This window comes from Vreelandella olivaria (genome assembly GCF_023507745.1).
Taxonomy (GTDB): domain Bacteria; phylum Pseudomonadota; class Gammaproteobacteria; order Pseudomonadales; family Halomonadaceae; genus Vreelandella; species Vreelandella olivaria_A.
This window is the reverse complement of the sequence record NZ_JALPZO010000117.1, coordinates 1-15,720: the sequence shown is the minus strand read 5'-3', so window position 1 is coordinate 15,720 and position 15,720 is coordinate 1. Positions and strand designations below refer to the sequence as shown.

Sequence of the window (15,720 nt, the reverse complement as noted above, 5' to 3'; positions counted from 1 at the left end):
CGAACCACGGACGATAAACGTTGATTGTCTAGCAGCGGGACCGGAATACTCTGCCCGCCTCTGGAATTGACCAAAGCGAGAAAGTTACTGGAATGAGACGGAAGGAAGCTCCGAAACAGTCCTGGGCAGCAAGCACGCTCCGGTGCCGGTAAGCTGACGAACATGGCGCTCTTCTTGCCGAAGAAAGCATGACGATGGAAGCGTGCGAAGCGCACGTTAAAGGATTGGCACAACGTCTCTCAACGTTGTGAACATAAGGAACAAAAAGTGCTTTCTGGGCATTGTGTGCATTCTGCTCACACCCCTGCCTTTTCCCCCTCAGCGTTCTTACTCATCTTCGCACCAGAGTAAGGCGTCGCCTATCAAGCGATAGCGGCGCTCCGGCCTGCCGACATCGCCATAGCCCAACTCGGCGTTTACCAGCTGTACCGAAACCAGAAACTCCAGATAGCGCCGCGCCGTGGAGCGACTGGTTCCCATTTCCCGCGCTACCTGCATAGCAGCCAGAGGCTGTGTTGATGCTTGCAGAGCTGCCACCACTGCACGCAGGGTCAGGCGGTCAATGCCTTTGGGAAGAGTGCGTGTTTTGTGGGGCAAACGTGGAGCATTACCAGGCTGTAACCGGGCCAGTACATGATCCAATTCAGCCTGACTCAGTTCTGCACGATTCGCTAACGCTTCGCGCTCACGACGAAAGCGAATAAGCATCTGGCTCATGCGTGCCGCTGCAATAGGCTTAATCAAGTAATCAAAGACCCCGCCTCGCAACGCTTCGCTAATGGTTTCCACTTCCCGGGCAGCGGTCACCATGACGATATCCACATGCACATAGTCGCGGCGGATCGCCCATAAAAGCTCCAGCCCTTCCACATCGGGTAAATAGGCATCCAGCAGAATCAAATGGATATCATCTGCGTGCTGAGCCATTAGCGCTTTCGCTTCACTACCATTGCGCGCCATACCCACGACGTAAAAACCGTCGCTTTGTTCGATAAAGGCCTTGTGAATATCGGCAATGCGAAAATCATCTTCGACTACCAAAATGCCATATTGCCTCGCAGCCATGCTTATTCCTCGCGGGCATCATTATTATGATGAATAGGTTGTCTCCAGCTGGGCGCATAAAGATCGGTCGAGCACCGCAATAAAACATGCCCCTCCAAGCTCACTCTCTTCCAGGGTCACTGCCCCGCCGTGCTGACGACACAGCCTCGCCACCAAGGCCAGCCCAATGCCACAATGCTTGCCCGTTTTAGTAGAAAAACCTTCCTGAAAAACCGACTCAGTATGCTCAGAAGGGACGCCAGAGCCGTTATCTTCTACCTCTATCAATAACTGCTCCCCCAGATCGGTGAAAAACAGCCGCACTTTTGGTATCGCTGCATTAGGCCCATTAAGGGCGGCATGGCAGGCATTATCCAACAGGTTACCTACCACGCTCATCATGACTTCCTGGCCAGTCGGCGTTAAATGACAAGAGAGCATGCTTTGTTGATCAATCTCCAGCGTGACCCCCAACTCACGAGCCCGAGTGAGCTTACCCAGCAGTGTACCGCTTAACACCGCATCGGCCACGTTATGCATCAAGAAACTCATCTGGGCCTGGGCGCGTTCGGTTTCCTGGTGGATAAGCGCCAATGCTTCGTCAATCTGCTGAAGCTGCAATAGCCCTGAAATGGTGTAGAGCTTATTAGAGAACTCATGGGCCTGGGCGCGCAGCATATCCACATCGCGGCTTGCCTGGGTAAGCGCCTGGGAAAGATCAATAATTTCCCGGCGGCTACGGAAGGTGGCAACGGCGCCCTCAACCTCACCTTCGTGGAGAATCGGTACACGGTTAACAACGACCGGGTGATCACCCAGCCACATCTCCTGGTCAAACTCCTGTTCGCCACGTTTGAGCACTTCAAGTAAACGTGAGTTGGGCACTACCTCACGTATTGGCTGACCCAGCAGTACGTGCCCATCAGGTAACTCCAGAAAGCGCCGCGCCTGCTGGTTCACCAGGGTAATCTGCCCTTCCCTGTTAACCGCCATAATGCCCTCATGAATTGACTGCAGAATGGCTTCCTTTTCCATCGCCAGACGTGCAATTTCATAAGGTTCAAGTCCTAGAATAATTTTTTTGAGGTGCTGTGATAACCAGTATGCCCCCGCAAACCCCAGGATAATCATGAGCGCTACCAGCGCCCACCCAAAGTTGGTGTAACGGCCCACATCCAGGGCAACGCGATCCATCATGAAACCGACCGACACCACACCAATGATATTGCCTTCTTCATCCCAGATAGGCGTTTTGCCGCGCATGGCCGTGCCCAGCGTTCCGGTGGCCTCAGAAACATAGGATTGGCCGTAAATTAATGCCTGATCGTTATCTCCACCCACCATGGGTTGCCCAATACGCTCCGGCACCGGGTGTGAGTAGCGTATCGACTGGGCATTGCCCACCACCACATAGCGAGCACCGGTTTCTTGCCGTACCCGCTCGGCGAGTGGTTGAATAATAAGCGCGGGGGTCGGCGTGGCAAACGCATTGACGATTTGCGGCATACCCGCCACTGTTTTAGCCACCGCCAAGGCGCGTTCACCCATTTGATGGGTAATAATTTCCGCTTTACGATGATTGAGATAAGTGCCCTGGGCCAGTAGCATACCGGCCAACAGCAGCCCAACCAGCAGCATGACCTGCAAACGAAAGCTACGCTTATACCAACGGCGCTTGGCGCGGGTGCGTCGCCAGCGCTGTAACTCAGCCAGCGTACGTGGACGGGAAGTGGTCATAGCGGAACTCAAAAAGCGCGACAGCGCCATTATGACATGCTGAGCATAACTGCGATAATCGTTGCGCTTTTATGCCACTCTGCTTATATAGCAGCTGATTTTCCACTCATACCCACTCTCACGGAGGAGATAAGTGCTTAGCCTATCAAGAAGTATAGTGCTGTTGAGCTGGTCATTATTTGCTGGTGCCGCCACCGCCAACCCTTTTTATGCCCCGCCGCCGCCGCCCGAAAATGCCCCTGTTTTCAGTGGTGATGCAGAACTGGGGTTCAATCAGCTTTCAGGTAATACCGACAGCCGTACCTTGATTGGTAAAACGCGCCTGACATGGTTAACCGGCGATTTTACACACTCCTTGCGTGGCGAAGTTCGTAACGTTAGCAAATCTGGTGAGACAAGTGCCGAGCAGTACCTGCTTTCGGGGCGCGAGCGCTATGATTTCAATGGCCCGCACTACTTGTTTGGCTTTGCCCGGTGGGAGAAGGACCGCTTTGCCGGTTACGACCAACAGCTATCGGCCATTGGCGGGTATGGCCGACAAATTCTGGATGGTGAGCGACACTATCTTTCGCTTGAAGCTGGCCCTGGTTATCGTCACGACCGACTACGCGGTGACGATAACGAGCAGCTAGCAGTGGCCTATTCGGCCCTTGATTATCGTTGGGAATTCTCACAGCACGTTGATTTAAGCCAGGAAATGTCAGTTGAATACACTGAACAAAACACCACTTCGCGCTCATTATCTGCCCTTACGGCTCGCTTGAACTCGCGACTCTCGCTGCGGCTCTCCCATGAAATCAAGAATAACTCCGAGCCACCGGAAGATGCCAGCGAACGCACTGACCATACGACCAGTGCGTCCTTGCTCTATCGTTGGTGATGATAGTTATCGTTGGTGATGATGATCGATTATCGCTGCTGGCCGCGGTGCGCCCAGCCGGTCATACGCTTCTCAAGCAGTGCAAATAGCTCATACATCACCATAGCCATTGCACTAATCACTAATAGTCCCGCGAACACCAGGCCCATGCGCATCTGCGAGCCGGCACTCATCATCAGATAACCAATCCCCTGATTCGATGCCACGGTTTCAGAGACCACTGTACCCACAAACGCCAGAGTGATGGCGACTTTCAGGGAGGCAAAAAAGTAGGGCAAGGAGCGGGGCAGCCCCACCTTGAGCAGTACATCCAGCCGACGCGCACCCAACACCCGCAGCACATCCTCCATTTCCGGCTCCAGTGTTGCCAGTCCAGTGGCAACGTTCACCACAATCGGGAAGAAGCAAATCAGAAACGCGGTAAGAATGGCGGGCACGGAGCCAATACCAAACCACACGACCAAAATCGGCACAAACGCGACCTTGGGGATAGCGTTAAAGCCGACCAACAGTGGGTAGCAGGCGTTATACAGAAAGCGTGACGAGCCAATAATAAAACCAAGCAGCAGACCTACCACCACCCCCAGACCAAAGCCAATCAGTGTGGTCCAGAACGTTTGCCATGAGTGCCTGCCAATGGGGCCTGCATAGGTCACCAATGCCTGGGCAGTATCCAATGCACTGGGAAAAATAAAGCTGGGTACATTAAAAAGACGCACCGTGACTTCCCACACCACCACCAGGGCGACAACGGCGATCCACGGGGCTAGCCGCTCAATGAGACTGCTGTTTTTAGTCATTAAAGACGCCTTTCATCAAGTACTACGTACATCACCAATCTGGGCACGAAGTTCCTGCACCAGATCAATAAATGGTTTTTCGTAAGTGGTTTCCAGCGGACGGGGACGCGGTAACGTAATACTGCGTTTTTCGATAACGCGGCCCGGGCGACGGCTCATGACATACACGGTGTCAGCGAGAAACGCCGCCTCTCTCAAATCGTGTGTCACTAACACAACGGTAAAGCGCTGCTCTTCCCATAAGTCCCGCAGTACACACCACAGCTCTTCCCGGGTAAACGCATCCAGGGCACCAAACGGCTCATCCAGCATTAGCAGGCGCGGCTGGTGAATCAGCGCCCGGCAAATGGAAGCACGCTGCTGCATACCGCCGGAAAGTTGCCATGGGTACTTATTTTCATGCTCTTCCAGGCCAACGGTTTTCAGCAGCTTGCGAGCCCAGCCCACAAACTCCTCACGTCGTTTACGAAACTGGTGCCGGTAGGGTTTGACTATTTCGAGGGGCAGCAGCACGTTATCCAATGTTGTGCGCCAAGGGAGCAGGTTGGCGTTTTGAAAGGCCATACCGGAAATTTTCAACGGCCCCGCTACCGGCGTGCCATCCACACTGACCGTTCCCATTGTAGGGGCGTGCAGTCCGGTGCAAAGCTTCATAAAGGTCGATTTTCCGCACCCGGATGGCCCAACGAAGGCGACAAACTCACCTTCGTGGATGGCTAAATTAATATCCTCAATGGCATTGCCTGTCCCGTCGTAGGCCAAACTCACACCATCAAAGGTGACAAACGCTGCCGACATTACTCTACCTCCGGCAGCAGCATCCGTTCGTCTACAGGTGGGAGATAACGAGAGTTAAAGACCTGATCCGGCGAGGGTAGGGTGGGCAGGTCGTAGGCATCCGCCACCAGTTGAATGGCCTGCACCAGGCGCTCTTCATCCACTCCACCAACGCCGAATTCACGCGCATCGGGGGTGTCCACAACGCTATCCAGCGCAAGCTTGAGGCGGCGGGTTTCCATATCAACATCAATTAGCCCATCGCGATTTCTAACATACTCAATAGCCGCTTCAGGGTCCGCCAGCGTTTCACCCAACGCGCGGTTAAAGGCACGCAGGAAACCCTGCACAGCCTCAGGATTCTCTTCGGCAAAGGCTTCACTGGCAATAATGGCATTGCCATACAGCGGCACCCCGTAATCAGGGAATGGCATAATGGTGAGATCCTCCTCACTGATGCCCCGCTCTTCCAAATTCAGCAGACTGGTAAAGTAGAACCCCGTAATGGCATCCACGTCGCCACGGGTAAGTAACGTTTCCCGCAAGGTAGGATCAACGTTTTGCCACTCGACAGCATCCGCCTCCAGCCCATTGGCCGCTGCAAAAATCCCCCAGCCACGGTAGCCTGTATCAAAGGCGGGGGCAGCTATTGTTTTACCAGCAAGGTCAGCAGGGCTCTCGATACCACTATCCTTACGTGCAAACACTGCCGCAGGGGTACCATCGTAAACAATGTAGACGCCCTGAATGCCAGGGCCATCGGGGTTTTCGGCTAAAAACTCAACCAGAGCGTTTAAATCACCAAAACCCATTTCGTAGGCACCAGAAGCAACGCGGTTAATGGCCCCTGCAGAACCACTGCCCGAATCAATCTGTACATCCAGGCCCTCTTCGGCAAAGTAGCCTTTCTCAGCAGCCATTAAAAATGGCGCGGCAGGCCCCTCGAAACGCCAATCCAACTGAAAGCGCACGGACGTGTTGTCCGCCAATGCACTCATCGGCAGCAAGGCCAGGGCCGCCGCCCAAGCCTTAAAGGAACGTGGGCCAACAGCACATGACCGGGTAGGAAATGAGGATAAACGTGTCATTCGCAAAGCACCTTGTATACAAAACCTGCTTTGCTGGTTGCAGCAATGCTGCCATATTTCTATTTGTTTATTATTTTCAATATCTTAGATTTCATAAAAATCATCTTTACGCCATCCGGCAAGTCCAGATTGGTGCGCCCTGAATATTTGATGCACCATTTTAAAACTTGTTAGACGTTGGTCTACATATGCTATATACTGTATTCAGTTTCCTGTCCTCGCGCCATTCATTGAATGGCGCTTTTTTTGCCACAAACACTCCAACAATATGGATGTTCTGACTACATATCCATATATTTTGCAGCCAAAAACCCTACCAGCCGACCTTTTTAATCACTCGATGACTTAGTGGCTCAACCCACCCAACATCCAGAGGGCCGCTTACAGTTTGCCATTGGTGATCCTATTGAGCGGGTACTAAATCAGCTCGGCAGTCACTCCCGCCGCTAAAAGCAGAAATCAGCAATCTTTATGCACCATAAATGAGCATGTCGATGTGACGCCCCGTCATTGCATGCACGTTTCTGGCCAGTGGCAGTATGTTTTGCCTCAGGAGCGCCGATCTATCACTTCGCAGCCTATGCTATGGCACGGGAACAGGGGATTATTGAGTTATTTAAAGCCCTTCTAACAGCCGTAGAATAATCTGCGGCTGTTGATTTGCCTGTGCCAGCATCGCCATTCCCACCTGTTGCAGCAGTTGTGCACGAATCAGGTTAGAGACTTCCTGGGCATAATCGGCGTCTTGAATACGCGACTGGGCTGCCGATGTGTTAATAATGCTGGTGTGAAGGCCATCAATCACGCTTTCAAAACGGTTCTGCACCGCGCCCATATAACTGCGCTGGCGGTCCACCCGCTTGATTGCCTCATCAATGGCCTCCATGGGGTTTGGCGTTGCACTACCATCATCCAGTACGCTAAAGCCATCAAGGTTAAGGGCTTCTATACCCATGGCTTCAAAGCGCACCCCAATGATATCTCCCGCATTCGCCCCTACCTGGATATTGAGCGTTTGATCGCTGCCGAACAGGCCTATTCCATTAAAATTGCTCTGGGCTGCCAAACGATCAATTTCTTCCAGGCGCTGGTCAATTTCAATCTGGATAGAGGCGAGATCTGAGGAGGCATTAGTGCCGTTAGCAGCTTTAACACTCAATTCGCGAATACGCTGTAAGTTATCGTTAATCTGATTAAGCGTACCTTCAGCGGTTTGCACCATGAAAATACCGTCATTGGTATTACGAATCGCCTGATTCATACCGCGGATCTGCGCTTCCATACGATTGGCAATGGCCTGCCCTGCGGGGTCATCCTTGGCGCTATTGATACGCAGGCCCGACGAAAGCCGCTGCATGGCGGTTTGCATCGCCTGCTGACTACTGCGCAGGTTATTGAGCACCAGTAACGACGTGACATTAGTCGCGAGGCTGATCACGGTTGTCCCTCTTCAGACTACCCCTTCAGTGCAGCTTGGAGTAAGCAACAGGATAGTACTGGCATTATCGGCCGTTTGTTGCAAAGCGTTAGCTCCGTGATCAAAAAAATGACTGTTAATTCTGGGTGGTTAGCACTCGCCCAGTCGCCGCTAACACTTCATCGACTGGGCCACGTACATAGTCATACTGGTAGTAACCCTCATCTACTACCTCTCCATCCCATGCCACAATATCCAAATCCATGGTCCTGGGGCCGGACTTGATTGGCCCGCGTACGCGGCCAAGGCGATTTTCGACTTCCTTTAAATAGGCACGGAAGGCGTCGTACTCAAGAGGTGTGCGTACCAACAGCGCCGCATTGAGAAAGTCAGGCTGATACTGGTACCCCACTGGGGAGGTGCGAATAACGCTGGAACTGGCCAGTAAAATGCATTCTCGGTTAAGAATGGCCAGCACATCAGCATAGTGCTGCTCGGGCTCAATATTGGTACCTACCGAAATGAAACCTTCATGGTAAGCACTCGTTAGTGTTGTCTGAAACGCTGATGATGGCATATCAACATCCCGCTTTATAAGGCACTGCCAGCAAAGAAGTTACTGAACCATGTAGGCACTTTCCCAGAGTAGACTTACTGCTATTATGTTCAAGGGCTATACAGCTCATTGACAAACGTTAAGCTCACGCAGAAAGTCATGGTAGCAACTAACACTAATAAGCAAGGGGAGACATAGATGACCACACCTGCTGCCTTAGTGACTGGAGGCGCTACACGACTGGGCCGCTACTTTGCTGAAGCATTGGCGGATACAGGCTATGACATTGCCTTGCACGTTAACAGCTCGCGAGCTGAAGCCGAAAACGTTGCTCAAGTGATTCGTGACAAAGGACGGGCATGTGAAATATTAGCCTGCGATTTTTTAGTAGACCCCCTTGAGCCGTTAATAACCACAGCCAAACAGCACTTTCCTGGTTTGAGCCTATTGCTTAACAGCGCCTCAACCTACCAGGCTGCGCCTGTATCAGCGACAGATATGTCCATGCTGGAAACGCAGTTTCGGGTCAATATGTTTACACCGCTACTACTAACACGACTGTTTGCCGAACGTGTGGAGCAAGGCCAGGTTATCAATATCATCGACAATAAAACGGCCTACCATCAGTACCCCTATGCGGCTTATTTATTGTCTAAAAAAAGTCTTGCCGATATGACACGTATGGCAGCACTTGAATTTTCACCCCGTATTCGTATCAATGGCATCGCTCCAGGCGTAGTTTTACCTGCCTCGCAGCGGACCGGCGATTATCTTCAGTGGCGGTTAGAGGGTATCCCCCTAAAACACCAGGGTGCCCCTAAACATCTGATACAGGCTTTGCACTACTTACTGAGTAATGATTTCGTCACGGGGCAGATACTCACGGTGGATGGAGGAGAGTCTATCAACCTTGAAGGGCGGCACTCCGAAAATTACCCTGGCTAACCCAGCGGGGCTGCCCTAAGGCAGCCCCTTCTGTGCGCCACGTAAAGCGGCGCCTTTTTATAATCTAGACATCCTCCCCATCAGGTTTGAGGTGCTCTTTATCGACAGGCTGGGACTTTTTCTGGCGAGGATCATAACGATCATCTGTGTCCAGATGCTTGGATTTGGGCTGCCCAGCCGGGCTGCCATCAATGGTGAAGTCCTGCTGCATGACACGCAGATTCGCGGGGGGTGCAGAGCCGGTTTTATCCTGGCCAAAGTAGAGCGTCGTATGCGGGAACGGGATCTCGATACCCGCAGAATCAAAGCGCATCTTCACAAGACGGTTATACGCACGACCCACACCCCATTGTTCGCCTGGAGCCGTCTTGATGACCACACGGATGTTTACCGAGCTGTCTGCAAGCGCCGTGACTCCCGCTACGGTCATGTCTGCTAATAGCTTGTAGCCATAATCTTCGCTGGCTTTCAGATCTTCGAAGGCCAGTTTGAGCTGCTCAATGGCATCATCAATATTTTCACGATACGCAATGCTGTACTCACCAACGTGGTTACCAAACTCACGCATGTAGTTAGACACTGTATTAACACTGGAGAACGGTACAATATGGTAAGTACCCGATAGATCACGAATTCCTACGGAACGAATACTCAAGTTTTCAGCAGTCCCCGTTATACCACCTACAGTGACCACATCCCCCGTGTTCATCGCGTTCTCGACCTGAATAAAGATACCGGTAATCACATCCTGGACCAGCGTTTGCGCCCCAAAACCGATTGCCAGGCCCAAAACACCGGCACCCGCAATCAGCGGCCCGATGTTAATACCAATTTCTGACAGCAGAATCATGCCAGTGATGGTGACCATGGCAATGGCCAGGGCATTACGGAACAGGCTTAACAGCGTTTTGGCCCGTGCTGAAGGCTCACCGTGGCCGGTCTCAGGATTCAGCTTATGCTCAATTAAGCTGGCCAACCCTAACCACACACCCAGTGCTACCATAAGAATGATCGCAATACTGATCAGAATGCCCACCATATGAGCACCACGCTCAGAGGCGTACCAGCCCGCCAGATTAAAGACTCCCCAGGCATCCAACACCACCATAATAACAGCGACTAAAATCACACTTCGCAGCACTCGCAGCGCATTCGGCACATAGCTGTTCAAGCGTGCTTCCAGCAGTGGTAACTTGCGGCGCAGGTCATCGGAAAGCTGAATGCGGCGCCCAATGGTTTGGCTTAAGAAGGTCGATAGCAACAGACCAACCACGATAGCTGCCAGGGTTTTCAGGGTGGCAAACAATACAAATGGCAGGGCGTCTCCTGGGCGAACCAGAGTAAGCACAAACACCACCAGGAAATAGAGCAGCGCAAACAGATGCCAGGTGCGTGCAAACAGGCGTAACGAGACACGGCTGGCCGTCAACGTGGAGCGGTTACCCATCTGGTTGAGGTTAGTGCGTATCCGAACACGGTTTTTAAGCACGACGCCCACAGCATAAATAAACGCCAGCACCATGATCAGCGTGCCAACGGCCTGCCCTAACGTAACGGACACATAGAAGTTAATCAGCGGTACAACCACCATCAGGCCATAACCCACCATGCCGATCAGGCGCGCTATCCAGCGGTTCCAGTAAGAGGCTTCCGGGGCGGAGACAGGCAATAACCGAAGCCCCTCATAACGAGAGGAAAAGAGCATCCGCACAGACGCTTTTAACAGCTCGATAATCAAAAAGGCATTTAAAAACAGTGAGGCGCGCGTAGAAAGCTCTCCTGTCTCTCCAACCGCAAAGGTGGCCACCAGATTACCACCCACATACGCCGCCGCGACCAGCAGGACATCAATAACGGCGGCCACCGCCACACACAGCACCAGCCGCAGTACAGGTGTTAACCCCCCGCCTTGCTGGGACCACGCACTGATGCGGGTGAACAGAGGCTTCGCTATCCGGCGGAAAGTTAGAAATAACGCGAAGGTGGCGACGATCACCAGGCCAAGGTTGATAGCTGCGCTAATAAACGCCGACATATCGAAGGTGCCACCCGCCTGACCGGTCAACAGATTACCCACAATGGCGATTGCCTGCTCAAGCTGCCCACCCACATCACTCACTACCCGGCTGGTGAGTTCAGCAAGTTGGCGTGGCAGTGAAACATCCTCAGGCGCGATATCACTGCCCTCGGCAGCAGCCTCTGGGGAAAGTTCACTGGCAAGCCCTTCAGGCAGTGCGGATGCTTGATGCCGTAACAGCTCTATCAACTCCTGCCGTGCCTGTTCATCCTCCAGAAGATCAGCAAGTGCCGCGTAAGAAGGTGGCTCCTGGGTTGCTGGAGCGGTGTCTTCATTAGCTGCGCCAAGCGTGGTTTGTGCTATTGCTGGCGTTGAGAATATGGCAAACAGCGCCAACATCCAGACACCTAGCCAGGGTAGTAAACGTAGTGACGTCACACCTTAACCTCCCTTTTGTGGTGAGTACCCTTATCAATCTAACGGTTGAATCGCGTTATGCAACTCAATAGCGCACCTCGCAGAGAAGCGCAACGCTGGTTAGCGATAGCCTTAGGGTAACATGGGTAAAGAGAAGTCTCGCGGGGCCAGCAGGCTTGCCAGGTGAATAATGGGACACTGCTGCACGCATTAATGACACAGCGGAACCAACCATTGCTGTGCCAACATGAGCACCAGCGCGTAACGCGCACCTTTTGCGACCACAATCCACAGCAATGCGCGCCACCAAGGCAACTTAAAAATGCCCGCCAGCACCGTTAAGGGATCGCCAACCACAGGCGCCCAGGAAAGCAGCAGGCTAAACTCCCCAAAGCGGTGATACCAGCGCTCAGCCCGAGCCAGGCCATTAGGTGAAGCAGGAAACCAACGACGGTGCTGAAACTGACGGGCGTAGCGCCCCATTGCCACATTAATCATGCTGCCTATCGTATTGCCCGTGGTAGCCACCACCCATAAGGCCAGTGCGGGCTCTCCCACGCACCACAGCCGCGCCAACCATACCTCTGAGCCACCAGGCAGCAACGTGGCACTGGCCAAGGCAATCCAAAACAGGCTGAACATAGGGTTTCAGGCCTTATCAGCGGGGTACGTGCCCACCCAGCTGCAACGTAATTTCATCAGCCGTGGTGCGCACCAACGCCCCCAGTGCCAACAGGCGTTCTTCAGGGATACGCGCCATTGGCCCGGATACCGAAATCGCCGCCAGCGGCGTACCATGCTCATCATGTACACAGGCGGCTACGCAATGGAGGCCCACCGCATGTTCTTCGCGATCACAGGCAAACCCTTGCGCACGAATGTTCGCCATCTCTGTTAACAGCGCATCCGGTTGGTAAAGCGTGTTTTCAGTTACCCTGGCGAGGTCATAGCCTTCAAGCAGCTCCGCACGCTCCTCTTCATTCATCCAGGCCAGCAGTGCTTTACCTACACCAGAGGCATGCAACGGGGCGCGTGACCCCAGACGGGTAATCATGCGCATCATCTGCGGGGACTCATGCTGGGCAAGAAACACTGCGGTCGCGCCATCGCGAATTCCCAGGTTCGCGGTTTCGCCAGTCTCCGCCGTTAGCCGACGCAGAAAAGGCCGACTTTTAGCCACAACATCACGAGCCTCTAAAAAGCTGTTACCGATACGAAACGTCTTCACATCAATGCGCCACAGCCCCTGCTCGCTCTCCTGGGTGACGAACCCCTGGCTTTGCAGTGCTTGCAACAGACGATGAGTGGTGGAAGGCGCGAGATCGGCCATCTCTGCCAGATCTGAAAGGGCCAACCCTAAAGGACTCGCCGACAAATGCTCTAATAGCGTTAGGCCGCGTACCAGCGATTGGCTATGCCCACCACTCGCCTTAGTGGCTCCCGCTGGACGACCGACCGGCCTGCGCTTGGCTTCACTCACCTTGCTCTCTCCTGAAGGTGTAAAGGGAGTGAGGATAACGTGCGCAGGGCCCGCTGTCGCGTTTACGGAAACAAATTCCACCAATGGACAGCACACGCTCGTCTAACGATGGCACCACTGAGTTGAGCGCTTGGCAATACAGGTATCAATGCCTCCAGCCACGTCTTCAGCCAACCTACGCATAGACTTCATTCAGCGCCGGTACCCTGCACTTTCAATATTTACGCTTTTTCACGATGGTTATGACCCAATGGGTGGGGTTCACCACGGGCTTTAGCCAGCTCGATTTGGCGCTGACGCTCGCGGGCGGCAGCACGGGTTTTTTCGGGAAGTGAGTCAATGCAGTGAGGGCAGCTAATACCTGGCTCATAGGCTGGCGACTGCATATCCTCTACCGAAACAGGCATGCGGCAGGCATGGCACTGCTCATAGGCGCCTTCGCTCAGGTCATGGCGCACCGTGACGCGGTTATCGAACACAAAACACTCACCGCGCCAGAGCGACTGCTCCTCAGGAACCTTTTCAAGATAGTTCAGCACACCGCCTTTCAGGTGATATACCTCCTCAAACCCCTCTTTTAGCATAAAGCTGGAGGCTTTTTCGCAGCGAATACCACCGGTGCAGAACATCGCCACTTTTTTATGCTGTGCCGGGTTGTAGTGCTCACGCACATACTCAGGGAACTCGCGGAAGGTGGTGGTTTTCGGGTCAATGGCCCCTGCAAAGCTGCCAATAGCCACTTCGTAGTCATTGCGGGTGTCAATCACCAGTACTTCCGGGTCGGCAATCACGTCGTTCCAGTGTTCAGGCTCAACATAGGTGCCCACCGTGTCGTTGGGGTCTATGTCAGGCACGCCCAGTGTGACGATCTCTTTTTTCAGTTTCACTTTGGTGCGATAGAAAGGCGGCTCATCGCAAAAGGACTCTTTATGGTCGATATCACTTAAGCGTGGGTCTGCGGTAAGCCAGGCCAGCAGGGCATCAATGCCCGCGCGGGTGCCAGCCACGGTGCCGTTAATTCCCTCTTTTGCCAATAGCAGCGTGCCCTTTACACCGTTGTCCACCATGGTTTGGCGCAGTGGTTCACGCAGGGCTTCAAAGTCGTTCAGGGTGACAAATTTATATAACGCCGCCGCCACAATGGGAGGCGTGGGGGTAGAGATAGACATGTAATGCTCCTGGTAGTCGCCCTCGCAAAGGGCGGACCGGGTTAAAATAGACGCGCATATTTTACCGGAAAGCCCAACAAAACATAAGCGCTAACCACGACCGCTTATATAGGCGACAACAATACCTATTCATAGCTATGGCGAATCATCGATTTATTCGTTCACATCATTGAGAAACCTTCACCCCATAAGACATTCGGGCAGGCGTATATTAACGCTTATCCTTACGACATTTTTGGAGCACATCATGAACATTCGCCGTTCCAACGAACGGGGCTATGCTGACCACGGCTGGCTGCGCTCATACCATACGTTCTCTTTTGCCAACTATATGGATCCCAACCATATGGGGTTTCGGGCCTTGAGGGTCATTAATGAAGACCGGGTTGCCCCTGGCCATGGCTTTGGTGCCCACCCTCATCGGGATATGGAGATTATCTCTTACGTATTAGAGGGGGAAATGGAGCACAAGGACAACATGGGCAACGGTGAAGTGATGCGCCCAGGGGACGTGCAGCGCATGTCGGCAGGTACCGGCGTGCTCCACAGCGAGTTTAACCACTCCCAGGAAAACGGGTTGCACTTCCTGCAGATCTGGGTCGAACCTGCCCAACGGGGGGTTACCCCCAGCTACGAGCAGAAAGCTTTCCCCATCGCCGAACGCCAAAGCCAGTGGCGCCTGGTAGCATCACAAACGGGCCGTGATGGTTCAGTGAGCGTTAATCAGGATGTAAACCTTTACGCCAGCCTGCTGGGGGCGGGAGAGCAAATCGCGACACCGCCTACTCGCTACGCCTGGCTCCACGTGGTCCAAGGTGCCGTAGAGGTGAACGGCGAAACCCTGAACACTGGCGATGCCGCAGCCTTTACGCCAGGGGAGAGCTTCAGCGTAACGGCCACCCTGGCCACCGAAGTGCTGCTGTTTGACCTGGCCTGAACCGATGATATATAGCAAAACAGTCCTTTACTGGGCCGTTTTTCTGATCGCTTTTATTGACCTCACAAAAGCAGATTAAGGCTCCTCGTGGTGTACCTAACATCACCTACTACCTAAACGGAAACGCAGGGTACGCGTGTTGGCGGGTATCAGGGGGGGTGACCCCAAAGCGCTTTTCAATATCGCCCATCTCACTGAATTTCTCGCCGCGCTGGTAGGCGGCACGTAGGTGTTCGCTCAGTTCCGTCAATGCCTGGGAGGGTGTGGCCCACTGCGCCTTGGGGAGGGGCCTGGACCACTCCGCCAGCCAGTCATCCGGCACGGCTTTGGGCAGCACATGCTTCATGCGGTACTCGGTGTACCAGTGGGCGAAACGGGCATGCTCCCACAGCCGTTTGCGCCGAAAGCGTCGCCAGCGGGCCATATCATTAGTGCGCTCGCACTCGGCTTTTTCAC

14 protein-coding genes and 1 pseudogene are annotated in these 15,720 nt (G+C 53.6%); 3 read left to right on the top strand and 12 right to left on the bottom strand.

All coding sequences use genetic code 11. The features are described 5' to 3' along the window. Positions 1-327: 327 nt before the first annotated feature. The gene (locus HP566_RS11770) at positions 328-1,065 is read right to left on the bottom strand and encodes a response regulator (RefSeq protein ID WP_249977455.1); all 738 of its coding nucleotides are present in this window, start codon (positions 1,063-1,065) and stop codon (positions 328-330) included. Positions 1,066-1,089: 24 nt separating this feature from the next. Continuing rightward, the gene (locus HP566_RS11765) at positions 1,090-2,781 is read right to left on the bottom strand and encodes an ATP-binding protein (RefSeq protein WP_249977454.1); all 1,692 of its coding nucleotides are present in this window, start codon (positions 2,779-2,781) and stop codon (positions 1,090-1,092) included. Between the two features lie 133 nt (positions 2,782-2,914). Here HP566_RS11765 and HP566_RS11760 point away from each other — a divergent pair, with 133 nt between their 5' ends. Continuing rightward, a complete protein-coding gene (locus HP566_RS11760) occupies positions 2,915-3,661 on the top strand; it encodes a DUF481 domain-containing protein (protein ID WP_249977453.1) in 747 nt (248 codons plus the stop codon). Positions 3,662-3,690: 29 nt separating this feature from the next. Here HP566_RS11760 and HP566_RS11755 read toward each other — a convergent pair whose 3' ends face one another. The 5 genes from HP566_RS11755 to folK all read right to left on the bottom strand — a co-directional run bounded on the left by HP566_RS11755 (position 3,691) and on the right by folK (position 8,320). Beyond that, the gene (locus tag HP566_RS11755; protein ID WP_249977452.1) at positions 3,691-4,461 is read right to left on the bottom strand and encodes an ABC transporter permease; all 771 of its coding nucleotides are present in this window, start codon (positions 4,459-4,461) and stop codon (positions 3,691-3,693) included. Positions 4,462-4,476: 15 nt separating this feature from the next. Continuing rightward, the gene (locus HP566_RS11750) at positions 4,477-5,259 is read right to left on the bottom strand and encodes an ABC transporter ATP-binding protein (RefSeq protein WP_249977451.1); all 783 of its coding nucleotides are present in this window, start codon (positions 5,257-5,259) and stop codon (positions 4,477-4,479) included. Then, on the bottom strand, positions 5,259-6,326 hold the full coding sequence (locus HP566_RS11745; protein WP_249977450.1) for an ABC transporter substrate-binding protein: 1,068 nt from the start codon (positions 6,324-6,326) through the stop codon (positions 5,259-5,261). Before HP566_RS11745 ends, HP566_RS11750 begins: the two co-directional genes overlap by 1 nt. 616 nt (positions 6,327-6,942) lie before the next feature. Next, on the bottom strand, positions 6,943-7,764 hold the full coding sequence (locus HP566_RS11740) for a flagellin (protein ID WP_249977449.1): 822 nt from the start codon (positions 7,762-7,764) through the stop codon (positions 6,943-6,945). Positions 7,765-7,879: 115 nt separating this feature from the next. After that, positions 7,880-8,320 carry a 2-amino-4-hydroxy-6-hydroxymethyldihydropteridine diphosphokinase gene (folK, locus tag HP566_RS11735; protein ID WP_249977448.1) on the bottom strand — a complete coding sequence of 147 codons (441 nt, stop codon included), beginning with the start codon at positions 8,318-8,320 and terminating at the stop codon, positions 7,880-7,882. A gap of 177 nt (positions 8,321-8,497) precedes the next feature. On the opposite strand from folK, the gene HP566_RS11730 reads away from it, so the two are divergent. Next, on the top strand, positions 8,498-9,244 hold the full coding sequence (locus tag HP566_RS11730) for an SDR family oxidoreductase (protein WP_249977447.1): 747 nt from the start codon (positions 8,498-8,500) through the stop codon (positions 9,242-9,244). Between the two features lie 64 nt (positions 9,245-9,308). Here HP566_RS11730 and ybiO read toward each other — a convergent pair whose 3' ends face one another. The 4 genes from ybiO to HP566_RS11710 form a co-directional block, all read right to left on the bottom strand. Continuing rightward, complete coding sequence (gene ybiO, locus HP566_RS11725) at positions 9,309-11,699, bottom strand: mechanosensitive channel protein (RefSeq protein ID WP_249977446.1); 2,391 nt, start codon at positions 11,697-11,699, stop codon at positions 9,309-9,311. A 189-nt stretch (positions 11,700-11,888) separates the two neighbouring features. Further along, positions 11,889-12,320 carry a YqaA family protein gene (locus tag HP566_RS11720; RefSeq protein ID WP_249977445.1) on the bottom strand — a complete coding sequence of 144 codons (432 nt, stop codon included), beginning with the start codon at positions 12,318-12,320 and terminating at the stop codon, positions 11,889-11,891. Positions 12,321-12,336: 16 nt separating this feature from the next. After that, entirely contained in the window at positions 12,337-13,158 is an 822-nt protein-coding gene (locus HP566_RS11715) for an IclR family transcriptional regulator (protein WP_249977444.1), read from the bottom strand. Positions 13,159-13,379: 221 nt separating this feature from the next. After that, positions 13,380-14,327, bottom strand: coding sequence for a rhodanese-related sulfurtransferase (locus tag HP566_RS11710; RefSeq protein WP_249977443.1), 948 nt, complete (start codon positions 14,325-14,327; stop codon positions 13,380-13,382). Positions 14,328-14,574: 247 nt separating this feature from the next. On the opposite strand from HP566_RS11710, the gene HP566_RS11705 reads away from it, so the two are divergent. Then, positions 14,575-15,264 (top strand): pirin family protein, encoded by a 690-nt coding sequence (locus tag HP566_RS11705; protein ID WP_284041433.1) that lies wholly within the window; start codon positions 14,575-14,577, stop codon positions 15,262-15,264. Between the two features lie 109 nt (positions 15,265-15,373). Here HP566_RS11705 and HP566_RS11700 read toward each other — a convergent pair. Continuing rightward, a pseudogene (locus HP566_RS11700) lies at positions 15,374-15,720 on the bottom strand (hypothetical protein); the annotation flags it as partial.